This is a genomic window from Dyella sp. EPa41 (genome assembly GCF_016586165.1).
In the GTDB taxonomy this organism is placed as follows: Bacteria; Pseudomonadota; Gammaproteobacteria; order Xanthomonadales; family Rhodanobacteraceae; genus Dyella.
The window spans coordinates 88,190-111,335 of sequence record NZ_BCPR01000003.1; the positions used below are offsets into that span (position 1 = coordinate 88,190).

Consider the following 23,146-nt stretch of genomic DNA (forward strand, 5'->3'; position numbering starts at 1 on the left):
CCGCATGCGACTGATCGTGACGCTGATCCTCCTGCTTTTCATTGCCGCCGGCATTGTGCTGGGAGCCTTGAATGCCGACCTCGTCGGCTATGACCTCGGCTTTGCCCGGATGGAGCTGCCCAAGGGTGCGGCCTTGCTGCTGGCCCTGGTGATCGGCTGGCTGCTGGGCGGGCTCACCGCATGGCTGGGCGTCAGCTTCCGCCACCAGCGCCAGCGTCGCCAGTCGCCCGCCAGCAAGACCAAGACTTCGCCGGCCGGCGCATGAGCGCACTTCAGTACGTTCTCATCCTGCTGGTGCCCGCAGCGTTCGCCAGTGGCTGGCTGACGGCCAGGAAGGCGGGCGCGCGCCGCTCGGGCGCGCAGGTCAGCGAGCTGTCGTCCGATTACTTCCGCGGCCTCAACTACCTGCTCAACGAGGAGCAGGACAAAGCCATCGAGGTGTTCCTCAAGCTGGCCGAATACAACCGGGACACGGTGGAAACGCACTTAGCGTTAGGCAACCTGTTCCGTCGACGAGGCGAAGTGGACCGAGCCATCCGCCTGCACCAGCACCTTGTGTCGCGCCCGGGCCTGTCGGACGCGATGAAAACGGTCGCGCTGCTGGAGCTGGGTGAGGATTACATGCGCGCCGGCTTGCTGGACCGCGCGGAAACGCTGTTCTCCGACCTGGTGGCGATGGACGCCCATGCGCCTTCGGCACTGCGCCACCTGATCGCGATCTACCAGCACGAGCGCGACTGGCACAAGGCGATCGAGCACGCGCGCCGCCTGGAGGCCATGACCGGCGAAGACGAGGCCGACATGGTCGCGCAGTTCTATTGCGAACTGGCCGAGCAATCGCGACAGCACGGGGCACGCCAGGACGCGCGCGAATACCTGCGCCAGGCGTTCTCCTGCCAGGCGAATTGCGTACGCGCCTTCATGCTGACCGGACGCCTCTATGCCGAGGAAGGCCAGCACGCCGAGGCCGCCAACGCCTATGAGCAGGCGGTGGAGGCGGACATCGCCTTCGTGCCGGAAATCCTGCCGCCGCTGCTCAACAGTTACGCGCGATCGCAGCAGATGGAGCATGCGGAGCATTTCCTGCGCGACATTCTCGACCGCTATCACGGCATTTCGCCGGTGCTGGCGCTGACGCGCCTGTACCAGCAGCGCGACGGCGAGCGCACCGCGATCGAGTTCCTTACGTCGCAACTTCGCCAGCGTCCCTCGGTGCGCGGCCTGATGGCATTGATCGACGCCACCATGGACAAGATCGAAGGCGAAGCGCGGGAAAACTTCCTCATCCTGCGCGACCTCACCAGGAAGCTGCTGGAAGGGCAGGCGATGTATCGCTGCAGCCGCTGTGGCTTCGGCGCCAAGGCGCACCACTGGCAGTGCCCCAGCTGCAAGAGCTGGAGCACGATCCGCCCGATCCATGGTGTCGCCAACGAATGAGGCGCGGATGAGTCCGAGTTCGCTGGCGATAGGGATGGTGCTGGCCTCGTTGGTGATTTCCCTGGCCGTCGTGCGCGGCGCGATCGCCTACGCCCATCACCGGGGCATGATGGACCTGCCCGGCCAACGCCGCTCGCATACCATCCCGACGCCGCGTGGAGGGGGGATCGGCATCGTCGTGGCCGTGCTGGCGACCTTGCCGGCAGCCTTGGCACTGCTGCCCGGGGCCTGGCCCACGCCGGTCGTGGCCGCGCTGGCCGTGGCTACCGTGTCGGTTGCCGCGGTGGGCTGGTGGGACGATCACCACCCCTTGCCCGTGCTGCCGCGCTTCGCCATCCAATTGCTGTCGGCCTTGCTGGTGGCGGCCGCGTTCGTTGCCGGAGGGATGTCGCTTTGGTGGCTGCCCCTGATGGTGCTGGCCGGCGCCTGGAGCATCAACCTGCACAACTTCATGGACGGCATCGACGGCCTGCTGGCGCAGCAGGTGATCTTCGTGAGCGCGGGGCTGGCCCTGCTGGCCTGGGGCGCCGTGCAGCCCGCCTTGGCCGGCGCCGCGGCTTGCCTGGCCGGCGCGGCACTCGGTTTCTGGTACTTCAACCGGCCGCGGGCCCGTATTTTCATGGGGGACGTGGGCAGCGGGACCATGGGACTGCTGCTGTTCGCCCTGACGGCGATGCTCTGGCGGGTCGATGGGCACCTGCTCTGGCCGGCTTTGATCCTCAGTTCATCTTTTGTAGCGGACGCAACCCTTACTCTGTTGGGCCGTATGGCGAGTGGTCGCCGTTGGTACACTGCCCATCGCGAGCACCTGTACCAGTGGCTGGTTCGCAGCGGATTCACGCATGCATCGGGGGGCGCATGCTATCTGGCCTGGAATGTGTTGGTGGCGGCGCCGTTGGCCGCGCTGGCATGGCTCCGGCCGACATGGTCCGTACCGTTGTTCCTCGGTACCTACCTGTTAGCGGCCACCGTATGGATACTCATGAAACGCCAGTGTCTTGGGCGTGTTTCGAACAAGGGCCGTCATGTCATTTCGTAAGCTGATCGGTGTCATCCATCCCCGCATGGCCGTGGTGATCCACGACCTGCTGATGGCTGCGCTGGCCTGGTGGGTGGCCAAGGCCTTGCGCTATGCGCTGATCGACAATGCCGCGATCAACTTCCACGTGCTTGAGTTCCCGCTGGTGCTGCTGGTGCAAGGCGCCGTGCTGAGCTGGACGGGCCTGTACAAGGGCGTGTGGCGATTCGCGAGCCTGCCGGACCTGTGGAACATCTTCCGCGCGGCGGTGCTGGGCGCGCTGGCGATTGCCGCTGCGCTGATGCTCTACAACCGCCTGGAAGACGTGCCCCGTTCGGTGCTGCTGCTGTACCCATTGGTGCTCGCGGTCCTGTTGGGTACGCCGCGACTGGCCTACCGCTTCTGGAAGGACAGCCGCCTCGACCTATTCCAGGACAAGCCCATGCAGCGCGTGCTGATCGTGGGCGCCGACCGCGCCGGCGAGGCCCTGTCGCGCGATCTGCACCGGGACAGCGGCTACACCGTGGTGGGCTTCGTCGACGACAAGGAAAGCCTGCGGGGTGCCAGCATCAACGGCCGCCCGGTACTCGGTCGCATCGACCAGATCCCGCAGCTCGCAGGTGAAGTGGCCGCGCAGATGTTGCTGATTGCCATGCCCGGCGCCTCCACCCAGGAAATGCGCCGCATCGTCGAACTGTGCGACCAGAGCGGGCTGCCTTACCGCACCGTACCCAAGCTGGAAGACGTCGTCTCCGGCCGCGCGCACTTCAACGAGATCAAGGAAGTGGCCATCGAGGACCTGCTGGGCCGCGACACGGTGGAACTCGACTGGACGGCCATTCGCGTGACGCTGACCGGCCGGCGCGTGCTGGTCACCGGCGGTGGCGGCTCGATCGGCTCGGAATTGTGCCGCCAGGTCGCGCGCCTCGGTGCGCAGTCGCTCTGCGTGGTCGACAACAGCGAGTACAACCTCTATCGCATTTCGCAGGAACTGCGCGCGGAATATCCCGAGCTGCTGTACGAGGCGGTGCTGGCCGACTGCGGCGACCCGGCGGCGATGCGCAAGCTGTTCGGCGAGTACAAGCCGCAGGTGGTGTTCCATGCCGCTGCGTACAAGCACGTGCCGATGCTGCAGGGCCAGCTGCGCGCGGCGTTCCGCAACAACGTGCTGGCCACGCGCAATGTCGCCGACTTGGCGGACCGTCATGATGTGGAATGCTTCGTGCTGATTTCCACGGACAAGGCGGTCAACCCGACCAGCGTGATGGGCGCCTGCAAGCGCATGGCGGAAATCTGGTGCCAGAACCTCAACGAGCATTCGCAGACGCACTACATCACCGTGCGGTTCGGCAACGTGCTTGATTCGGCAGGCTCCGTCGTGCCGCTGTTCCGCCAGCAGATTCGCAACGGTGGGCCGGTCACCATCACGCATCCGGAAATCTCGCGCTACTTCATGACCATTCCCGAGGCCTGCCAGCTGATTTTGCAGGCGGCCAGTATCGGCAAGGGTGGCGAGATCTTCGCGTTGGACATGGGTGAGCCGATCAAGATCCGCGATCTCGCCGAGCAGATGATCCGCCTGGCGGGACGCAAGCCCGGCACCGAGATCCCGATCGTCTACACCGGTCTGCGCGCGGGTGAAAAACTGTTCGAAGAGCTGTTCCATCCCCTCGAAAACTACGTCGAAACGACGCACGCGAAGATCTTCCTCGCGCAGTATCGCCAGGTGAAGTGGGACGTGCTCAATGCACAGCTGGCCAAGGCAGCCGATGCCGTGGTCGCTTATGACGAGGATGCGTTGCGCCAGTGCGTGTCCAACCTGCTGCCCTCGTTCCGCTGGACCGAGACGCCGCAGCCGGACAACGTGGTGGCGCTGCGCCGCAGCGAATCAGGAGAGAAGTAAGTGAGCAAGCCGTTGCGCAAGGTGGTGTTCCCCGTGGCTGGTCTGGGCACGCGTTTCCTGCCCGCCACCAAGGTGGTCGCCAAGGAAATGCTGCCTGTTCTGGATCGCCCGCTGATCCAATACGCCGTGGACGAGGCCGTGGATGCCGGTGCGGACACGCTGGTGTTCGTGACCAATCGCTACAAGCACGCCATCGCCGATTATTTTGACAAGGCCTACGAGCTCGAAGCCAAGCTGCAGGAAAAGGGCAAGGACGAGCTGCTCGCCCTGGTGCAGGGCACGCTGCCCCGGCACGTGCGTGCGATCTTCGTGACCCAGCCGGAGGCCCTCGGCCTTGGCCACGCGGTGTTGTGCGCCAAGCCGGTGGTGGGCGATGAGCCGTTCGGCGTGATCCTTCCGGACGACCTGATCTGGAACCAGGGCAAGGGCGCCTTGCGCCAGATGGCCGAATTGGCCGAAACGCAGAACGCCGGCGTGATCGCGGTGGAAGAAGTCCCGCAGAACGATACCGACAAGTACGGCATCGTGGACGCCTCCCCGATCGACCAGCGCAGCGCGCAGATCCGCCACATGGTGGAGAAGCCCAAGCCCTCCGAGGCCCCTTCGAACCTGGCCGTGGTTGGCCGCTACGTGTTGCCGGGCCGCATCTTCCAGTTGCTGGAACAGACCACGCCGGGTGCGGGCGGCGAAATCCAGCTGACCGATGCCATCGACGCGTTGCTCAAGGAACAGGGCAAGGTACTTGCCTACCGTTTCGAAGGCACCCGCTTCGACTGCGGCAACAAGGCTGGCCTGGTGCGTGCCACCATGCATATGGCGCTGCAGGACCCCAAGCTGGCGCCGGTCGTGCGCGAGCTGATGGCCGCGCTCTAAGCCGCTGCCGGCCATCGGCCCGAGGGCCGGTGGCTTGCCCTCGCCGGACGCTCCGGTTTTTTGCCCGACGGCAGGTCGGGCACCTACCCGCGTGACATCCGTCGGCGGATAGCGAATGGGTAAGAATCAGACTTATCCGACTGCGTCTTTGACGGACGCATGCCAGAATCCCTCCCGCGTTCCGCCATCTTGGGCGGCCAATCTAGTCGTGGGTTCACCGGTGATCGTCGGCTCCGCTTCGTAAGAGGCGGGCGTTTCGGCGTATCCGGCGCACCCATGGCCGGCTGCCGCCGTCTTCGTGTTCATCGGATGAAAACCAGGGAAGCATCATGGATCTGTTGCGATTTCTCCTGCTGTTGCCGCTGCGCCTGCTGCGCGGCTTGTTGGCCGGTATGGCGCTGGTACTGCGTCCTTTGCTGGGCCAGGTCAGCTGGGCGGCACCGGCGTGGATGCCGGCCACGGGCGGATGGGTTCGCCGCCGTCCCCTGCGTGCCGCCGCGACGCTGGTGGCCGTCCTGGTGTTGGGAGCCGGCGGCTGGTTCGGCTGGCAGTGGTACCAGAACCGGCCAAAGCCGGTGGAGCCTTTGCGCATCACGTGGTCGGTCGATGCGCCGGCCATCACCGATTACACGCAGCAACCCGTCGTCATCCACCCTTTGACGGTCAATTTTTCCGGCTCCGCTGCGCCGATCGAGCAGGTGGGCAAGCCGGTCGCGGCCGGTGTGGTGATGCAGCCCGCTGCCAAGGGCCAGTGGAGCTGGATCGATGACCATACCTTGCGCTTCACGCCGGCTGAGGACTGGCCGGTGGGACGCCACTACGAAGTGCGGTTTGACGCGGCCAAGGCTTTCGCAGGCCACGTCCTGATGGCGGACGATCATTTCAGCTTCGATACCGCGGCTTTCTCCGCGAAGGCGGAGCATGGCGAGTTCTACCAGGATCCGCAGGACGCCACCGCGAAGAAGACCATCCTGCCGATCACCTTCAACTATCCCGTCGACACGGCCGATTTCGAGAAGCGTATCGCGGTGGGCCTGGCGCAGCGCGGCAGTCGCGATGCGGCGCTCAAGTACACCGTCACCTACGACCAGTACAAGCTGCACGCGTGGATCCATTCGCAGCCGCTGTCTTTGCCGCGCGACGAAAGCAGCGTGAACTACAGCATCGACAAGGGCGTGCGGAGCGTCCGCGGTGGCGACGGCATGGCCGAGGCCATCAAGGCACAGATACGCGTACCCGGCCTGTACAGCCTCACCATCGATGGTATCGACCCCACCCTGGTCGACAATGAAAAGTACGAGCCCGAACAGGTGCTGGTGGTCAACGTCGGTGGCACGGTGCGTGACAGCGAGCTCGCCGGGCTGACCAAGGCGTGGATTCTTCCCGCTCGCAAGCCTGGCGTGGAGCAGGCGGACGATGCGCCGCCTTATGACTGGAATCCTGGCGAGGTCGGCGACGCGGAACTGCGCCAGGCGCAAGCGCTGAAGCTCGAGCTGGTACCTACCGAGAATGATTTCGAAGCGGTGCAGAGCTTCAAGTACCACGCCGAGCCGGGTCAGCGCATCTATGTGCGCATCGACAAAGGGCTGAAGTCGTTCGGCGGCTACATCCTGGGCCGGCCGCACGCCACCGTCGTCACGGTCCCCAATTATCCCAAGCTGCTTCGTTTCATGGCCGATGGCTCGCTGCTGTCGATCTCCGGCAGCAAGCGCATCTCGGTGGTGTCGCGCAATCTGCCTGGGCTGCGCATGGAGATCGGGCGCGTGCTGCCGGACCAGCTGCAGCACCTGGTGAGCCTCAACCAGGGTAGCTACGCGCGCCCCGAACTCAGCTATGCCTTCAGCGAAGACCATATCGTCGAGCGCTTCGAACAGAAGCGCAGCTTTCCCAAGGGCGATCCGGCCAAGGCCCATTACGAAGGCATCGACCTGGGCCAATACCTGAAGGAAGGCAAGCGCGGCGTGTTCCTGCTGCATTTGTCCAGCTACGACGCCGTTGCCGAGAAGAAACGCGAAGAGGCGCGCAAGGCCGCCGAGAACGAACCGCAAGCCGCGCCGCGCAACGACAGCGCCGACCCCGAATCGGAGGGCGATGAAGGCGACCAGGGGGAGATGTCCGACAGCGATGGCAATGACGGCACGGTACCCACCGATACCCGCATGATCGTGGTCACCGACCTTGGCATGCTGGTGAAGCGTTCGCTCGACGGTAGCCAGGACGTGTTCGTGCAGTCGATCCGCACCGGCCAGCCGGTGGCGGGCGCCAGTGTCGCCGTGCTTGCCGTCAACGGGCAGGCGCTGTTCAATGAGACGACATCCGCCGACGGCGTCGCGCATTTCCCCACCTTCAAGGGGCTGGAGCGCGAAAAGCAGCCGACCTTGTACGTCGTGAAGAAGGCGGACGATCTTTCGTTCCTGCCCATCGGTGGCTACAGCAGTTACGACCGCAAGCTCGATTTCTCGCGCTTTGACGTGGGCGGCGAGCGCAATGCGCAGAACGAGGGGCAGCTGTCGGCTTACCTGTTCTCCGATCGCGGCATTTATCGACCGGGTGACACCTTCCATGTCGGCTTGATCGTACGCGCCGCCAGTTGGACACGCAGCGTGGCCGGCATTCCCTTGCAGGCGGAGATCGTCGACCCGCGCGGCATGACGGTGAAACAGCTGCCGATGTCGATGGATGCTTCGGGTTTCGGCGAGCTGGCATACGCCCCGGCGGAAACCGCGCCCACCGGCACGTGGACGATCAACCTCTACATCGTGAAAGACGGCAAGGCCGGTGCGCAGATCGGCAGCACCACGGTGCAGGTGAAGGAGTTCCTGCCTGACCGCATGAAGGTCGAGGCGCGTTTGGCCGGCCAGGTGTCCGAGGGTTGGGTGAAACCCGACCAGGTCAAGGGCATCGTGGACGCCATGAACCTGTTTGGCACGCCGGCGGCGAACCGCCGGGTGGAAGCGTCGCTGACGCTGCGTCCGGCATGGCCGGCCTTCCGCAGCTGGAAGGACTACCATTTCTACGATCCGCGTCGCGCCAAGGAGGGCTACGAAGAGCCGCTTCAGGATGGCAAGACCGACGACAAGGGTCATGCTGAGTTTGATCTCGACCTCAAGAAATACGCGGACGCCACCTACCAGCTGTATTTCCTCGCCAAGGCCTACGAGCCCGAGGGCGGGCGCAGCGTCGCCGCGGCGGCACAGACGCTGGTGTCGAACAACGACTGGCTGGTCGGCTATAAATCGGTCGACAACCTCGACTACGTGAATCGCGACACGCCGCGCAGCGTGCATCTGGTGGCGATCGATCACACGGCCAAGGCGATGGCGTTGAAGGAGCTGAAGGCCCGGCTGGTCGAGCGCCGCTACATCTCCGTGCTGACCAGGCAGGATTCGGGCGTCTACAAGTACCAGTCCAAGCTCAAGGAAATCACGCTCAGCGAACAAGCCTTGTCGCTTCCCGCCGAAGGCATGGACTATGCCTTGCCCACCGACAAGCCCGGCAATTACGCGCTGCTGATCCTGCGCAGCGCCGACGGCGTCGAGGTGAACCGCGTGGACTATTCGGTGGCGGGCGCGGCCAACGTGTCGCGCTCCCTGGATCGCAATGCCGAGCTTCAGCTCAACCTGAGCAAGGAAGACTACGCGCCGGGCGAGACGGTGGACATCGCCATCCGCGCGCCTTATGCGGGCAGTGGCCTGATCACCATCGAGCGCGACAAGGTCTACGCGCACGCCTGGTTCCACGCCGATACCAGCAGCTCGGTGCAGCACATCACCGTGCCCGCCAGCTTCGAAGGCAACGGTTACATCAACGTGCAGTACATCCGCGATCCGTCCTCGGACGAGATCTTCATGAGTCCGCTCAGCTACGGCGTGGTGCCGTTTTCGGTGAACCTCGACGCGCGCCGCCATGCCATCAAGGTGGACGCGCCGGCCATCGTAAAACCAGGCGAAACAGTCACGCTCAAGCTGAGCGCGCCGCAGCCGACACGTGCGGTGGTGTTCGCGGTGGACGAGGGCATCCTGCAGGTCGCGCGCTACAAGCTGGGAGACCCGCTGAAGTTCTTCTTCCGCAAGCGCATGCTGGAAGTGGGCACGTCGCAGATTCTCGACCTGATCCTGCCGGACTTCGAGAAGCTGATGGCCATGGCCGCGCCTGGTGGTGACGCGGATGCGGCGATCGGCCGCCAGCTCAACCCGTTCAAGCGCAAGCGCGACAAGCCGGTGGCCTACTGGTCGGGCATCGTCGACGTGAACGGCGAAACCGAACTGCATTACCAGGTGCCGGACTACTTCAACGGCAAGCTGCGCGTCATGGCCGTAGCGGTATCGCCGGAGCGCATCGGCACCTTCGAGGGCGCCACCACGGTGCGCGGCGACTTCGTGCTTTCGCCGAACGTCCCGACCACCGTGGCGCCGGGCGACGAGGTCGAGGTCAGCGTAGGCGTGGCCAACAACCTCACCGGATTGGGAGGCAAGCCGATTCCGGTGGCGGTGACACTGAAAACCGGCCCGCAACTTCAGGTGCTTGGTGCGCCAACCCAGAACGTCAGCCTGGGCGAAATGCGCGAGGGCGTGGTCACCTTCCGCGTCAGGGCCACCGACAAGCTGGGCTCCGGCAACCTGAGTTTCGTTGCCGGCTATGGCGACAAGTCCGCGCGGCAAAGCGTCGACGTGTCGGTGCGGCCGGCATCCGCTTATCGCGCGCAGGTCGACGTGGGCCGCGTCGATCCCGGCAGCAAGGCGGATGAGCCGGGCTTGCGCCGCATGTATGCCGAGTACGCTTCGCGCGACGCGGCCATCTCGACCGTGCCCGTGGTGTTGTCGAGTGGCCTGACCACTTACCTGGTCAATTTCCAGCATTACTGCAGCGAGCAGATCGTGAGTTCCGCGATGCCGCGGCTGGTGCTGTCGAAGTGGCCGCAGGTGAAGATCTTTGCCGACGCGCTGCAGCCGAAGCTCGAAGGCAGGAAGCTCAGCAACGACGAAGCGCTGGCGCAGTTTCTCGATGTGTTGCACACGCGCCAGAACGGGCAGGGCGGCTTCGGGCTGTGGTCGGCGACGCCGGATGCGAATCCGTTCGTGTCCACCTATGCCATGCATTTCCTGCTGGAAGCACGCGAGCGCGGCGTGACGGTGCCACGCGACATGTTCGATGCGGGCAATCGCTATCTGCGGCAGCTGGCGGCGGATGACACGCTTGACGGTCTCGATCTGGTACGCCAGCGTGCCTATGCCGTCTACCTGCTGACCCGCCAGGGCAATGTCACCACCAACGACCTGGCTGCCGTGCAGAAACGGCTGCAGGAAGCCTATCCGGACCAGTGGCGCAACGATCTGGCGGCGGCGTGGCTTGCCGCGTCGTATCAGCTGCTCAAGCAGGACAAGCAGGCGGCCCAGCTCATGGCCGGTCCGCAGAAGCTGTTGGAGCGCACCGCGGCAGACAAGGATTACAGCTATGGCTATTACTACGACTCACTGACCCGTGATGCCAGCACGCTGTACCTGCTGAGCAAGCACTTCCCGGAACGCGCGAAAGCGCTGTCGCCGCGCGTCATGGAAAACCTGGGCTGGCCGCTCGCGCACGGTTGGTACAACACCTTGTCATCCGCCATGACCATGTTGGCGCTCGATACCTATGCCACGCAGGCCGCCGGCGAGGTGGACAAGTTGCGTATCGACGAAGTGCACGCCGATGGGAGCGTCAAGTCCATCGCATCCCTGCAGGCCAACCTGCTGCAGGCAGGCAGCTGGGACGCTGCGGTGAATCGCCTGCGCTTTACCAACGGCAGTACCCTGCCGGCCTGGCGCGTGGTGAGCCAGGGCGGTTACGACCGCGACGTGGCAACCAAAGCCATCAAGGAAGGCCTGGAGATCACCCGCGATTACACCGACGTGAATGGCAAGGCGATCGGACAGGTGACCCTGGGCCAGGAGATCGATGTGCACGTGAAGATCCGTGCGACGGGCAAAGATGGGGTGGGCAACGTAGCCATCGTGGACCTGTTGCCGGGCGGCTTCGAACCGGTGATCCAGCCGCCGCCGGCGGTGACCGACCAGCCGTCGAATGGCGACACGCCGGAGGATGCAGGCGGCGACAGCACGGTCAATGCCACCCAATGGCGCTCGCCGATCGGTGTCGGCAATTCCACGTGGCGTCTGGAATACGCGGATATTCGCGAGGATCGCGTGGTGCTGTATGGCGAGGCCTTGCCCGATGTCGGCGAGTTCGTCTATCGCATCAAGGCCACCAGCGCCGGCAAGTTCATCGTGCCGCCGGCTTACGGTGAATCGCTCTACGACCGGCGCATACAGGCACGCACGGCCGGTGGCGCCACCCTGACCGTCGTGCGTCAACCCTGAGGCCACGGGGCGCGCCTTCTGCGAAGAGGGCGCGACCACGGTACCTGCCATGCCCCAGCACACGATCCTGCGACGCACCGGACGAGCTCTGCTGCACTGGCTGGTCCGGTGGCAGAACTGGTTGGTGGGCGCCTTGTTGATCGTCGCGGTGCTGGCAGGCTTCCGGTGGTGGCCGCACAAGCCATTGCACGATTGGCTACCGTCATCGACCGCGGTCTATGACGCGCGTGGCCGCCTGTTGCGGCTCACGCTGGCCAGCGATGATCGCTATCGTTTGTGGGTGCCGCTCAAGGATATTTCCCCTGCCTTGGTCGACGGCGTGTTGCTGCATGAGGACCGCTGGTATCGCTGGCACCCCGGCTTCAATCCCTACGGCCTGGTACGCGGCGGGTGGGTGACCTATGTCAGCCATGGCAATCGCCAGGGCGGTTCCACCGTCACCATGCAACTCGCGCGCCTGTTGTGGCGCCTGAACACCCGCTCACCCTGGGGCAAGTTGCGGCAGGTGGCGCGCGCCGTACAGCTGGAGCTGTTTTATTCCAAGGCCCAGATTCTGGAGGCCTATCTCAACTACGCACCTTACGGGCGCAACGTCGAGGGCGTCGGCGCGGCGAGCGTGGCGTATTTCGACAAGCCGGCCAGTGCGCTGAGCCTGCCCGAAGCGTTGACCCTCGCCGTCATTCCGCAGGATCCCTCACGACGCCTACAGGCGAGCGACGGCGCGACCGAGGTGATTGGAAAGCAGCTCGCCACGTCGCGCAATCGCCTCTATGCACGGTGGAAGGCGGATCATCCGCAGGATGCGGCGCTGCAGTCGCTGTTTGCCCTGCCGTTGCGGCTGCGTCCCTTGTCGCAGCTTCCGTTCGAGGCGCCGCATGCCGTCGACCAGATACTGGCAGCACGACGCATCGATACGCTCGATGCGGACAGCCGCGTCGTCAGCACCCTAGATATGGATCTGCAGCATGTGCTGGAGCGCCAGGTCAGCCGCTACATCGAGCGCAACGATACGCGCGGCATCCGCAACGCGGCCGCCATCCTGGTCGATACCCGCGACATGGGTATCAAGGCCCTGGTGGGGTCGGCCAACTATCGCGGTGCCGACATCCAGGGCCAGGTGAATGGCAGCCAGGCGAAGCGTTCACCGGGCTCGACCCTCAAGCCCTTCATCTATGGGCTCGGTTTCGATGAGGGCGTGCTGCATCCCCAGACCGTGTTGCGCGATGTCCCCACGGCGTTCGGGCCGTACACGCCGGAAAACTTCGACGGCCATTTCCTGGGCCCGGTGACCGCCACCGAAGCCCTGGTGCGCAGCCGCAACATTCCCGCCGTGTGGGTGGCTTCGCAGCTGCAACAGCCAAGCCTTTATCAGTTCCTGCGTGATGCGGGCATCAGCCGCATGGCCAGCGAAAAGCACTACGGCCTTGCGCTCGTGCTGGGCGGCGGCGAAGTGACCATGCAGGAGCTTGCAGGCCTCTACGCCATGCTCGCCAATCGCGGCGAACTCCGTCCGCTGCGCCTGCTGGCGACCGACCCGCAGGTGCCGGGCACCCGGCTGCTCAGCGACGAGTCGAGCTTCATGGTGATGGACATGCTGCGCCAGAACCCACGGCCCGACGAAACCACCGGCGCCCAACCGGGGCGGCTGCCGGTGTACTGGAAGACCGGCACCTCCTGGGGGTTCCGCGATGCCTGGACGGCCGGCAGCTTCGGCCCTTATGTGCTGGTCGTGTGGATAGGCAATTTCGACGGCAGCAGCAACCAGGCCTTCGTGGGCGTGGAAGCGGCGGCGCCGTTGTTCTTCCAGATGGTCGATGCATTGCAGGCAGCGGAGCCGCGCATGGCCGAGCCGCTGCGGCATATGCCGGCGAACCTGCGGCGCGTGGAAGTCTGCCTGGCCAGCGGCGACCTGCCGAACCAATGGTGTCCGCAACGCGGGATGACCTGGTTCATCCCCGGCAAGTCGCCGATCCGCGTCAGCCAGGTCCATCGGCCCGTGGTGGTCGACGATGCAACCGGGCAGCCGGCCTGTCCACCTTACGCGGGGAAGCGGACGCATGTGGAGGTCTACGAGTTCTGGCCGTCCGAACTGCAGCGGGTGTTCGCGCAGGCTGGCATTCCACGCCGCACGCCGCCACGCAATGATGCGTGCGGTGACGCGGGCATCGACGGCGAACCGCCGGCCATCACGTCACCGTTGCGCGGCAGCATTTACGCGATGCGCCTGAAGCGTGCCGACGATCGCATCGCCTTTTCGGCGAATGCCGATGCCTCCGTGCGTGAAATGTACTGGTTCGTCAACGACGCCTACGTCGGGCGCAGCGCGCCGGGTGAATCCCTGTTCTGGCAGCCCGCCGCGGCTGGCAACTACGAGGTCCGCGTGGTGGACGACCGTGGTCGCAGCGATGCGCGGCCACTGGGCGTGAGCGTGGTCGACTAGCGTCCATCCATGCCGGGCGTCATGTGGCGGCGCCAGCGGCAGGCTGCGTTAGACTGGCCGCTTCCCCGCGACACGTGCAGTCATCGCATGACCTCGTCACCGGCACCTTCGTATTACCGCGCCACGGCCACGCCTTACGAGCCCTATGCAGCCTTGCAGGGCAAGACCGATGCGCGCGTTGCCATCATCGGCGGCGGCTTCGCCGGTTTGCACACCGCGCTGGGACTCGCCGAGCGTGGTGTGCGCGACGTCGTGCTGCTGGAGCGGGAGCAGGTGGGTTTCGGCGCATCGGGTCGCAACGGTGGTTTTGTCTTCGGTGGCTATTCGCTGGGCGAGCAGGCCTTGCTCGACCAACGCGGAGAAGCCACGGCCCAGGCGTTGTTTGGCCTGACCACCCGGGCGGTGGACCGCATTCGCGCCTTGGCGCAGCGCTACGCCATCCCCTGCGATGTGGTGGACGAAGGCGTCATCTGGGCCAACTGGTTCCGCGATCCGAACGTGCTGCGCCAGCGGCAGGAGCTTCTGGCCAGGCACTACGGCGTGTCGTGGGAATGGTTGCCTCAGCATGAACTGCGGGGGCGCGTTCACACCACGCGTTATTACGATGGCTTGTACGAGCGGCATGCACTGCATCTGCATCCGCTCAACTTCGCCATTGGTCTCGCGGGCGCGGCCGCTTCGCAAGGCGTTCGCATCCACGAGAACACCGACGTCTGGCAACTGAAGCGCGATGGCTTGCGCTGGCGCGTGGAGACCGCGCAGGGCGCCGTGCATGCCGACCAGGTGGTGCTGGCTTGCGGCGGTTATCTGGCGGGGCTGAACCGGAAGGTGGACCGGGCGATTCTTCCCATCGCCACCTATGTCATGGTGACCGAGCCGCTTGGCGATCGCATGGCCGATATCCTGGAGACGCGCTCGGCGGTCTACGACACGCGCTTTGCGTTCGACTACTACCGCCCCTTGCCGGATGGAAGGCTGTTGTGGGGTGGGCGCATTTCCGTGCGCGATCGTTCGCCGACGTCCGTCCAGCGCCTGCTGATGGCCGACCTGCTGCGCGTGTTTCCCTCCTTGAAAGGCGTGCGTGTCGACTACGCGTGGTCCGGACTGATGAGTTATGCACGCCATCAGATGCCACAGATCGGAAGCACGCACGATGGCCTGTGGTGGGCACAGGCTTTTGGCGGCCACGGCCTCGCGCCGACGTGCGCCGCCGGCGAGTTGCTGGCATCCGCCTTGGCGGAGGGCGATGATCGCTGGAAGCAGTTTGCGGGCTATGGCCTGGATCCCACCCATCGTCCCTTCGGCTATCTGGGGGCGCAGGCCAGCTACTGGTGGCAACAGGGCAAGGACTGGTTCAAGACGAGGTTGGAAGGATGAGCGAGACGACGATGCCGGCGGACATCAGCTGGGCCGATTTCGAGAAGGTCTGCCTCGTGGCCGGCACGGTGACGCGGGTCGAGGCTTTTCCCGAGGCGCGCAAGCCGGCCTGGAAAGTGTGGGTCGATTTCGGCCCCTACGGCGAGAAGAAGACCAGTGCCCAGATCGCGCAGCTTTATCGTGCGCAAGACCTGCTCGGACGGCAGATCGTCGGCGTGATCAACTTTCCCGAGAAGCAGATCGGTCCCTTTCGCTCGCAATTCCTGTTGACCGGCTTTCCCACCGATGACGGCGTGGTCATTACCGCCATCGAGCGCCCCGTACCCAATGGTACCCGGCTGGCCTGATCAGCCCAGCGCGGGCACCAGCTCCGCACGCGGCCGGCGGCGGATAAGCAGGGCGATCACCGCAGCGATCACGCCGCTCATGCCTGCCACCACGAATGGCTGCAGATAGCTGCCACCCTGCGTGCGCATGAAGCCGGCGAAGAATGCCGCGCTCGCCGCGCCAATCTGGTGGCCTGCCGCCACCCAGCCGAACACTACGGGCGCATCGCGATCGCCGAACGCTTCGCTCGCCAGGCGCAGCGTCGGCGGCACCGTGGCGATCCAGTCCAGGCCGTAGAACACGCCGAACAGCGAGAGGCTGTAGAACGAGAAGTCCGAGTACGGCAGCCAGATCAGCGAGAGTCCTCGCAGGGCGTAGTACATGAAGAGCAGCTTGCGCGGGTCGTAACGATCGGTAAGCCAGCCCGACATCGTGGTGCCGACCAGGTCGAACGCGCCCATCATCGCGAGCAAGCCGGCGGCGCGAACTTCGGGGATGCCGTGGTCGCCGCACATCGCGATGAAGTGCGTGCCGATCAGGCCGTTGGTGGTGAATCCACAGATGAAGAACGTTGCGAACAAGAGCCAGAACGTCCGCTGCTTCGCGGCCGTCGCGAGCGTGCCCAGTGCGATCGACAGCAGGTTCCGCCGCGGCGGCTCGACGGCTTCGTCTTCGGTGGCGCCATACGGACGCAAGCCGATATCGGACGGGCGTTCCGGCAGCAGCCACCAGGCGAGCGGGATCAGCAATGCGCAGCCCGCCGCCACCGTCCACACCACGGGACGCCAGCCACCATGATCGGCGATCGCCGCGAGAGCCGGCAGAAAGGCGAGGGTACCCGTGGCCGTGCTGGCGGTCAGCAGCCCCATCATCAGGCCGCGGTGGGTGACGAACCAGCGGTTCACCACGGTGGCGCCCAGCACGATGGCCACGCAGCCCGAGCCGATGCCGGAGAAGATGCCCCAGCTCACCAGCAGGTGCCAGGGCTGCGTCATCCAGGCGCTGGCCGAGATCGATGCGGCCATCAGCGCGAGCGCGCCGATCAGCGTGCGGCGGACGCCCACGGCCTGCATCAGCGCGGCCGCGAACGGGCCCACCATGCCGTAGAGGAAGATGCCCACCGCGGCCGACAGCGAGATGGTGTCGCGGCTCCATCCAAACGCATGGCCGAGGGGCAGGATCAGCACGCCAGGCGCGGCGCGTACGCCGGCGGCGGCCAGCAGGGCGAGAAAGATCACGCCGGCAACGACAAAGGCGTACTTCTGGCCGAAGGGGCGGCTGCGCTGTATAGTCATGTTACCGACCGGTACGTGGGGTCTGCGGATCATACGTACCGATCGGTAACATAGTCAACCGTGACTGCCATGCCGATCAAACGCCCTGAAACTCCCGTCCCTTCGGACGATGCCAAGCCCAAGGCCGCCGAGCGCATCCGCCGCACGGCGCGCGAGCTGTTCTATCGCGAAGGCATCCGCGCCATTGGCGTGGAGGAGATCGTCACGCGGGCCGGTGTCACCAAGCCCAGCCTGTATCGCAGCTACGCCTCCAAGGACGAACTCGCGGCCGAATACCTGCGCGACTACGAGCTGGCGTTCTGGAAGGTATTTGAGGCGGGTGAGGCGGACCATCCGGGCGACGCGCGCGCGCAGTTGATGGCCTACTTCGAAGGCCTTGCGCATCGCGCCACGCAGGCAGGTTATCGCGGCTGCGGGCTAACCAACGCAGTGGTCGAGTATCCCGGCGACGAACATCCCGCGCGCAAGGTGGCGCAAACCCACAAGCGCAAGCTGCGCGCGCGCCTGGTGTCGATGTGCGAAGCGATGGGCGCCAGGTCGCCGGAAGTGCTGGCGGACGGTTTGCTGCTGCTGCTGGAGGGCACCTATGCGTCCGGCCAGTTGTTCGGCAGGCAGGGTCCGGCACGTTCCCTGGTGGCGGTGGCGGAACAGCTTATCGACGCATCGCTGCGTTGATCAGGCGCGCGTTCAGGGCGCGCGTTTGCGGGCGTTGTCCAGCCACACGCCAAGGCCTTGGGCATTGAGTTCGATATCCATGCCGATCAGGTTCAGCAGCTCATCGCGATTGCCCTGCCAGCCGTGTGCCCAGGCACGCGCGCCATAGAGCCCGGTCAGCTCGTCCTTCATGACGTCATGCCGCCGTGCGCGATCCGGATGGTCGTGCTGCGCTGTTTCCGCGATGGCGACCATGGCGTCGATCTGCGCGTGCAGATCATGGCTCAGGCGTTCGACGTCTTCGACACGGTTGTAGTGGGTGAGGTACATCGCCGCGGGCTTCAAGGCGACGAGCCGATCGATCGACGCGTGCAGTGCCGGCGGATCGAATTGCACCGGCGAGGTGGTGGGAAGGATGAAAGGCCCGTTGGCGGTGTCGAACTCGCGATACGAAAGCCCGAACACGTCACCGGTAAAGCATGCGTTCGCGCGCTCGTCGTATACCGCGAGGTGATGGCGTGCATGCCCGGGAGTATCCAGGCAAAGCAGCGTGCGGCCGGCGAGATCCACCGCGTATCCATCCGGCGCCTCGATCACCCGTTCGGCGGGAATCGGGCGAAGCCGCCCATAGGTCTCCTCCATGACCGATTCGCCGTACACGGCGCTCGCACCCGCCCATAGCTGGCTGGGATCGATCATGTGCCGCGCGCCGCGCGGGTGCACCACCAGTTTCACATTCGGCAGCTGCGCGATCAGCTCGCCCGCACCGCCGGCGTGGTCCAGGTGCACATGGGTGAGGATGAGCCAGTCGACATCGGCCGGGGCCAGCCCTGCGTTGCGCAGGCCGTCGAGCATGCGGGGCACGGCGTAGTTCGTGCCGCAGTCGATGAACGCGCCGCAGCCGTTCTCCACGACAAGGTAGGCCGCATCGAAATGCGGCCGCACAAAACCCGTGTCGATGGTGTGGATGCCGTGGTTCATCGCCAACCTCGCACTGAGTGGGTCAGGCGAGGTTAGCAAAGCCCGGCAAGGTGGAGCACTCCCACCTTGGTCGAGAGCGCTCAGGGGGCCGCGTCGACGAGGACGAGCTCGGCGTCTTCGAGCGCGGTCACCACCAGCTTCGCCTCGTTGTGGATGGCCGCGCCATCGCGGGCGTCCAGCGTGACGCCGTTGACCTCGACCTTGCCCTTGGCTGGCACAAGGTAGGCATAGCGATTGGGGCCGAGCTCGTATTCGGCCTTTTCGCCGGCCCCCAGCGATGCACCGAGCACGCGCGCATCGGTGCGCAGCGGAAGGGCGTCATTGTCTTCCTTGAACCCGCTGGCCAAGGCAACGAAGCGGCCGGAGCGTTCGCCCACCGGAAACGGCTTGGTGCCCCACGATGGCGGATTGCCCTGCTGGTTGGGGATGATCCAGATCTGGAAGATGCGCGTCGCGCCCGGCTCCAGGTTGTATTCGGCGTGCGTGATGCCGGTTCCCGCGCTCATCACCTGCACGTCGCCCGCGACGGTGCGTCCTTTGTTGCCCAGGTTGTCCTGGTGCGTGATGGCGCCCTCGCGCACGTAGGTGATGATCTCCATGTCGCCGTGCGGATGGGGTGGAAAGCCGGTCTGCGATGCGATGGTGTCGTCATTCCACACACGCAGCGTGCCCCAGCCCATGCGTGCAGCGTCGTAGTAGTTGGCGAATGAAAAATGATGCTTGGCATCGAGCCAGCCGTGGTTGGCTCCGCCCAAGGTGTCGAAGGGTCGACGTTCGATCATGCTGCACTCCCGATGAAATGGCTGCGCCTGTTGGCTGCCCACCAAGATAGGGCAGAGTGCCGTCGAGACCAGTCGTTCCTTGACGAACGGACTGTTGCCAAAAAGCCATAGAACGAGATTAGCCAGCGCATGCGACGCGGCCGTGAAAAGCAGCATGCCGGGGCGACGAATGTTCGGTGTGGTTCCCTGCCAGGCGATTTCGCCCGCTCGATGCAAAAAAACCGTCCCGGACTCTTCACAAATGCCGCGGTTCTGTTACTATTTCCGACTCTGATGCGGGAATAGCTCAGTTGGTAGAGCACGACCTTGCCAAGGTCGGGGTCGCGAGTTCGAGTCTCGTTTCCCGCTCCAGTTTCCTGCAAAACCTCGGCCTTCCGAGGTTTTGTTTTTTAAGCGGATATGACCCTGGTTTCGGGTTACGATTCGCGCGCAATGGCCTGGTGGCAGAGTGGTCATGCAGCGGCCTGCAAAGCCGTGTACGCCGGTTCGATTCCGACCCAGGCCTCCATTGCGCAACACGATCAACCCGCCATCTGGCGGGTTTTTTATGCGCCCGCAGCCGCCCGCAGCCGCCCGCAGCCGCCCGCGGCCCCGAGGACGCGCATGGTAGGATGCGCATCCCTCCGTAGCGGGCCCGGATGGCGAAACTGGTAGACGCAAGGGACTTAAAATCCCTCAGCCGCAAGGCTATGCGGGTTCGATCCCCGCTCCGGGCACTAAGAAAATCAATCACTTACTGGCTTTTTCCCGGATTGCAGGAGCGTCTGTGTCCGCACGGTGTCCGGGTTTAGGTGGGCTGTAGCTCTGAGCCGCAATGCTTGCACTTCAGTGCGGCCTCGCGGACTTGCTCGGCGCAGAACGGGCAGAGTTTGTAACCGTCGACTTTTTCCCCAGCCTCCAGGCGCTCGGCCCTGTTCCGGGAAAAAACCGCGATCAACAGACCGATCAGAAGCGATGAGTAGCCCATGAGCCCCATCGCCATGCCGTTGCCGCCGGTCGCAAATGATCCCAGGACCACGAGCGCGAAGCCACCCGCCAAGCACCCAAGAAAGAACAAAAAGCCCGAAAACCCGCGTCGCGACGCAATGCCGGCGACTATCAGGTCGCAGAACAAGAACAGAATCAGCCCCCAAATCGGCTCCATTGCACACTCCCCCTTCCCGTAGTGGTGCGCAATTTCTAGCACACTAGATCTGCAACGGCTGCGTGCCTACGCCACCCCACGCAGGAACTGCGACAGCGGCATAACTTCGGCAATGCGCTGGCTGTCGAGCCCATACACCGCCAGCGCCGCCGCCAAGATCAAGTCATCATGAGCCCCTTCGCGGGCGCCAAAAGTGGCATTTCCGACTGCGCTGTAACCAACGCGGAAATCGAGTAGCTCCCTGCGGAAGGTCTTTGCGAGAGGAAGGCTCTCGGGCATAGACAACTTGCCCGTGTGCATCAGCGCCTGCAGACGGCTCACTAGGTTGATCTTCGGCACACTGTGCCCGCCGTTGCCGTTAGGACCTTCCTGGCCGTTAAAGATGATCGTCACGGGCTTAATTCGCGGTACGCGATGGTCACGGAAGATGTCGTAGACCGCGCGACCGACGCCCGTATAGTCGATCCAGACATCTGGGTCATGCTCGGCAATCTGCTGACGCGCCAAAATGCGGTTCACACGCTGCGCCTGCGCCGGGTAGGGCTCACCCAGCGGCGCCTGCTCGAGCAAGCGCAGGATGTAAGACGGCCGCTCGTTGCGCAGTGCTTCGCGCGCTTCGGGAACCCGCGCTGTGAATACGTGCGCACCGATTTCGGGCGCTATCTTTTCGATCACAGCAATGGACGTGGGGTCTTTGGACTGGCCAAGGTCGACGCCTACGGCGACGGTGCGGCGGTAATCAAGTAACGGGTGATTCATGACCAGGCTTCCAGAGTGTTATCAACCATGGCGTCGACCAGCTCGGAGCTGAAGAAGGCCTCGTCGGTGTCGGTGAATTCGCACAGGTATTCAGTGCGGAACTGCCATTCGCTCATTCCCTCGCGTTCTTCGGCGAGAAATTCAGGAGTGATGTGCGGGCAATCAAATGCCGTGATCGTCGTGCGATCCCAGCCCGCACTGGTCTCCCAGGCGTCATAGAACCAACCGCGGCGACCGTACGGGGTCGTCAGGGCGATGAGCTGGCCATCTGTAGACGCCGCCAGCATGGGCCGCAGCGCGGCATAAACAGTGTCGGCCACACGTGCGGCCTCGTCGATGATCACGGCGCGCGGGGCGCTGAAGCCGCGGATGTTCGCGTCGTTGTCGCCGGGGAGCGCGAAGAGGTGCGAGCCATTGGCCAGCACCAGTTCGGTTTCGTTGTCGCGCGTGATGCGCGGCACGTCCTCTAGTCGCCGATAGGTACTCACCACCTTCTGAAACAGCAACTTTGACTGGCGCAGTGTCGGCGCAATGATCAGATAAGTGCCCGGCGCGTACAGCATGCCGTGCGACGCCTTCGCGCCTACAGTGGTCGACTTGCCGGCCTGACGGTTACATAGGATGAGATGGCGGCGTGCCTCGGAGCGCATCACGTGCTCCTGCCATGGCGCCGGCTCTACCGGGTCCCCGTTGGCGTCACGCACGCCCTGGCGGAACACGTTCGCGGGATCAGCCGCGCGGGCAAAGTCGGAAGCGGCGGCGCTCACTTCGGCAGTTCCTGGATCGCGTTGTCGATGTACTGGCCGAACTCAGCGATGGACACGCGGACCATGCCTTGTGGGGCCTGAACACCGGAATGGCCCCATTCGAGAGCAGCGGCGTAGGGCAGGTTGTTGGTGATGTAAATGTCTTGCGTGCCATCAGCATGAGTTAGGACTGTCAGGCCTCGGGCAATGGTTTCGCCGCCATCTTTGTCGATGACTTCCGTTGTGCTGATGTCCGGATCCACGAGCGACACATTCCAGTTTGCACGGAAGCGCCCGCCCACATAGCCCGCCGGTGGCTTGGACTTCCACAGGTCAGGATTGCCTACCGGGGAGCGGAGCACGATAGAGCGGAGCAAGTCGAGGGTGGCCCTTCGTACTACCTGCGTCGGGGCTGCCTTAGCCTTTTCGACGAAAGCACGGATATCTAGCGCGAAGGTTTGGCTACTCATACCAGCGTGGCCTCGATCAAGAGAGGTTCGCGCTCTGGCGGCTGCATGATGGCTGCCTCTGCAGTCGCGATGGCGCGGGCGCCCGCTGCGATGGCTTCAGGGCCCAGGGGGCGTAGCTCGCGCACGAGTGAGGTGCGGATGTGGTGCCATTGGGGCGACTGCACCAGGTTGATCGTGTTGTGGTTGATGGTGATTGCGGAGCCAAGCTCGCCGAGCAGCTTGGCGATACGCTCGGATACCTTGCTAGCCGCCTCGAGTGCCGCTCGCTCGCCGGCCCAGTCCTTGATTGAGGCCGCATTGTCGGCGTTCCGGTAGAGACGCGCGCGTTGCCACGAGAAGCTGTCGAGCAGCGACTTACCCTCGACCTCGCGGATTTGGGCCAGCTCTTCGTCGGAGCGACACCCGCGCGTCTTCAGCTTGGCGATCAGGTCCACGTCCATGTGGTTTGTGCGGTGCCGTGACAGTGCATCCGGCGCCAGGCCATAGCGTAGGCTCAGTACACGCGCGGCGATGCCGTTGGCCAGGCCGATCTCGACCGTCGCGCGGTCTGGACTTTCACAGACAGTGCAGGGGCGGGCCAT

Annotated in this window: 18 protein-coding genes and 3 tRNA genes; 13 read left to right on the top strand and 8 right to left on the bottom strand. The window is 64.7% G+C overall.

Annotated elements, in window-relative coordinates; genetic code table 11:
• The first annotated feature begins 4 nt into the window (after positions 1 to 4).
• From JMF82_RS02070 to JMF82_RS02110, 9 genes are all read left to right on the top strand, one after another.
• Entirely contained in the window at positions 5 to 265 is a 261-nt protein-coding gene (locus JMF82_RS02070) for a LapA family protein (RefSeq protein ID WP_201312875.1), read from the top strand.
• Entirely contained in the window at positions 262 to 1,437 is a 1,176-nt protein-coding gene (gene lapB / locus JMF82_RS02075; RefSeq protein WP_201312876.1) for a lipopolysaccharide assembly protein LapB, read from the top strand. Before JMF82_RS02070 ends, lapB begins: the two co-directional genes overlap by 4 nt.
• Positions 1,438 to 1,471: 34 nt before the next feature.
• Positions 1,472 to 2,476, top strand: coding sequence for a glycosyl transferase family 4 (locus JMF82_RS02080; protein ID WP_236585253.1), 1,005 nt, complete (start codon positions 1,472 to 1,474; stop codon positions 2,474 to 2,476).
• A complete protein-coding gene (locus JMF82_RS02085; RefSeq protein WP_201312877.1) occupies positions 2,463 to 4,358 on the top strand; it encodes a nucleoside-diphosphate sugar epimerase/dehydratase in 1,896 nt (631 codons plus the stop codon). The genes JMF82_RS02080 and JMF82_RS02085 overlap by 14 nt, the downstream gene beginning before the upstream one ends.
• Entirely contained in the window at positions 4,359 to 5,231 is an 873-nt protein-coding gene (gene galU / locus JMF82_RS02090) for a UTP--glucose-1-phosphate uridylyltransferase GalU (protein WP_201312878.1), read from the top strand. It begins immediately after the preceding gene.
• A 329-nt stretch (positions 5,232 to 5,560) separates the two neighbouring features.
• On the top strand, positions 5,561 to 11,590 hold the full coding sequence (locus JMF82_RS02095) for an MG2 domain-containing protein (protein ID WP_201312879.1): 6,030 nt from the start codon (positions 5,561 to 5,563) through the stop codon (positions 11,588 to 11,590).
• Positions 11,591 to 11,639: 49 nt separating this feature from the next.
• Positions 11,640 to 14,030 carry a penicillin-binding protein 1C gene (gene pbpC, locus JMF82_RS02100; RefSeq protein WP_201312880.1) on the top strand — a complete coding sequence of 797 codons (2,391 nt, stop codon included), beginning with the start codon at positions 11,640 to 11,642 and terminating at the stop codon, positions 14,028 to 14,030.
• Positions 14,031 to 14,117: 87 nt separating this feature from the next.
• Positions 14,118 to 15,407: an FAD-binding oxidoreductase gene (locus JMF82_RS02105; protein WP_201312881.1), complete on the top strand. Its 1,290-nt coding sequence runs from the start codon at positions 14,118 to 14,120 to the stop codon at positions 15,405 to 15,407.
• Positions 15,404 to 15,754, top strand: coding sequence for a tRNA-binding protein (locus JMF82_RS02110; protein WP_201312882.1), 351 nt, complete (start codon positions 15,404 to 15,406; stop codon positions 15,752 to 15,754). The genes JMF82_RS02105 and JMF82_RS02110 overlap by 4 nt, the downstream gene beginning before the upstream one ends.
• Here the strand turns inward: JMF82_RS02110 and JMF82_RS02115 are convergent, their stop codons facing one another.
• A complete protein-coding gene (locus tag JMF82_RS02115; protein ID WP_201312883.1) occupies positions 15,755 to 17,029 on the bottom strand; it encodes an MFS transporter in 1,275 nt (424 codons plus the stop codon).
• 69 nt (positions 17,030 to 17,098) lie between these two features.
• On the opposite strand from JMF82_RS02115, the gene JMF82_RS02120 reads away from it, so the two are divergent.
• Complete coding sequence (locus JMF82_RS02120) at positions 17,099 to 17,704, top strand: TetR/AcrR family transcriptional regulator (RefSeq protein WP_201312884.1); 606 nt, start codon at positions 17,099 to 17,101, stop codon at positions 17,702 to 17,704.
• Positions 17,705 to 17,716: 12 nt separating this feature from the next.
• Here JMF82_RS02120 and JMF82_RS02125 read toward each other — a convergent pair whose 3' ends face one another.
• Positions 17,717 to 18,664 carry an MBL fold metallo-hydrolase gene (locus JMF82_RS02125; protein WP_201312885.1) on the bottom strand — a complete coding sequence of 316 codons (948 nt, stop codon included), beginning with the start codon at positions 18,662 to 18,664 and terminating at the stop codon, positions 17,717 to 17,719.
• Positions 18,665 to 18,744: 80 nt separating this feature from the next.
• Positions 18,745 to 19,446 carry a pirin family protein gene (locus tag JMF82_RS02130; protein WP_201312886.1) on the bottom strand — a complete coding sequence of 234 codons (702 nt, stop codon included), beginning with the start codon at positions 19,444 to 19,446 and terminating at the stop codon, positions 18,745 to 18,747.
• A gap of 275 nt (positions 19,447 to 19,721) precedes the next feature.
• Here JMF82_RS02130 and JMF82_RS02135 point away from each other — a divergent pair.
• The 3 genes from JMF82_RS02135 to JMF82_RS02145 all read left to right on the top strand — a co-directional run bounded on the left by JMF82_RS02135 (position 19,722) and on the right by JMF82_RS02145 (position 20,162).
• Positions 19,722 to 19,797, top strand: a tRNA-Gly gene (locus JMF82_RS02135).
• A gap of 83 nt (positions 19,798 to 19,880) precedes the next feature.
• Positions 19,881 to 19,954: transfer RNA gene (locus JMF82_RS02140), tRNA-Cys, on the top strand.
• Between the two features lie 124 nt (positions 19,955 to 20,078).
• Positions 20,079 to 20,162: transfer RNA gene (locus tag JMF82_RS02145), tRNA-Leu, on the top strand.
• Between the two features lie 71 nt (positions 20,163 to 20,233).
• On the opposite strand, the gene JMF82_RS02150 is transcribed toward JMF82_RS02145, so the two are convergent.
• The 5 genes from JMF82_RS02150 to JMF82_RS02170 all read right to left on the bottom strand — a co-directional run bounded on the left by JMF82_RS02150 (position 20,234) and on the right by JMF82_RS02170 (position 23,146).
• Positions 20,234 to 20,590, bottom strand: a complete 357-nt coding sequence (locus JMF82_RS02150) for a hypothetical protein (RefSeq protein WP_201312887.1) — start codon at positions 20,588 to 20,590, stop codon at positions 20,234 to 20,236.
• A gap of 66 nt (positions 20,591 to 20,656) precedes the next feature.
• Positions 20,657 to 21,349 carry a hypothetical protein gene (locus tag JMF82_RS02155; RefSeq protein WP_201312888.1) on the bottom strand — a complete coding sequence of 231 codons (693 nt, stop codon included), beginning with the start codon at positions 21,347 to 21,349 and terminating at the stop codon, positions 20,657 to 20,659.
• Positions 21,346 to 22,116, bottom strand: coding sequence for a terminase family protein (locus JMF82_RS02160; protein ID WP_201312889.1), 771 nt, complete (start codon positions 22,114 to 22,116; stop codon positions 21,346 to 21,348). Before JMF82_RS02160 ends, JMF82_RS02155 begins: the two co-directional genes overlap by 4 nt.
• On the bottom strand, positions 22,113 to 22,565 hold the full coding sequence (locus JMF82_RS02165) for a hypothetical protein (RefSeq protein WP_201312890.1): 453 nt from the start codon (positions 22,563 to 22,565) through the stop codon (positions 22,113 to 22,115). Before JMF82_RS02165 ends, JMF82_RS02160 begins: the two co-directional genes overlap by 4 nt.
• Positions 22,562 to 23,146 carry a hypothetical protein gene (locus JMF82_RS02170; RefSeq protein ID WP_201312891.1) on the bottom strand — a complete coding sequence of 195 codons (585 nt, stop codon included), beginning with the start codon at positions 23,144 to 23,146 and terminating at the stop codon, positions 22,562 to 22,564. Before JMF82_RS02170 ends, JMF82_RS02165 begins: the two co-directional genes overlap by 4 nt.

Excerpts from the sequence above, each read along its gene's own strand:
- JMF82_RS02070 (WP_201312875.1), top strand. The coding sequence starts at position 5 with ATGCGACTGATCGTGACGCTGATCCTCCTGCTTTTCATTGCCGCCGGC.
- lapB (WP_201312876.1), top strand. The coding sequence starts at position 262 with ATGAGCGCACTTCAGTACGTTCTCATCCTGCTGGTGCCCGCAGCGTTC.
- JMF82_RS02080 (WP_236585253.1), top strand. The coding sequence starts at position 1,472 with ATGGTGCTGGCCTCGTTGGTGATTTCCCTGGCCGTCGTGCGCGGCGCG.
- JMF82_RS02085 (WP_201312877.1), top strand. The coding sequence starts at position 2,463 with ATGTCATTTCGTAAGCTGATCGGTGTCATCCATCCCCGCATGGCCGTG.
- JMF82_RS02095 (WP_201312879.1), top strand. The coding sequence starts at position 5,561 with ATGGATCTGTTGCGATTTCTCCTGCTGTTGCCGCTGCGCCTGCTGCGC.
- pbpC (WP_201312880.1), top strand. The coding sequence starts at position 11,640 with ATGCCCCAGCACACGATCCTGCGACGCACCGGACGAGCTCTGCTGCAC.
- JMF82_RS02105 (WP_201312881.1), top strand. The coding sequence starts at position 14,118 with ATGACCTCGTCACCGGCACCTTCGTATTACCGCGCCACGGCCACGCCT.
- JMF82_RS02110 (WP_201312882.1), top strand. The coding sequence starts at position 15,404 with ATGAGCGAGACGACGATGCCGGCGGACATCAGCTGGGCCGATTTCGAG.
- JMF82_RS02115 (WP_201312883.1), bottom strand. The coding sequence starts at position 17,029 with ATGACTATACAGCGCAGCCGCCCCTTCGGCCAGAAGTACGCCTTTGTC.
- JMF82_RS02120 (WP_201312884.1), top strand. The coding sequence starts at position 17,099 with ATGCCGATCAAACGCCCTGAAACTCCCGTCCCTTCGGACGATGCCAAG.
- JMF82_RS02125 (WP_201312885.1), bottom strand. The coding sequence starts at position 18,664 with ATGAACCACGGCATCCACACCATCGACACGGGTTTTGTGCGGCCGCAT.
- JMF82_RS02130 (WP_201312886.1), bottom strand. The coding sequence starts at position 19,446 with ATGATCGAACGTCGACCCTTCGACACCTTGGGCGGAGCCAACCACGGC.
- JMF82_RS02150 (WP_201312887.1), bottom strand. The coding sequence starts at position 20,590 with ATGGAGCCGATTTGGGGGCTGATTCTGTTCTTGTTCTGCGACCTGATA.
- JMF82_RS02155 (WP_201312888.1), bottom strand. The coding sequence starts at position 21,349 with ATGAATCACCCGTTACTTGATTACCGCCGCACCGTCGCCGTAGGCGTC.
- JMF82_RS02165 (WP_201312890.1), bottom strand. The coding sequence starts at position 22,565 with ATGAGTAGCCAAACCTTCGCGCTAGATATCCGTGCTTTCGTCGAAAAG.
- JMF82_RS02170 (WP_201312891.1), bottom strand. The coding sequence starts at position 23,146 with ATGGCCCGCCCCTGCACTGTCTGTGAAAGTCCAGACCGCGCGACGGTC.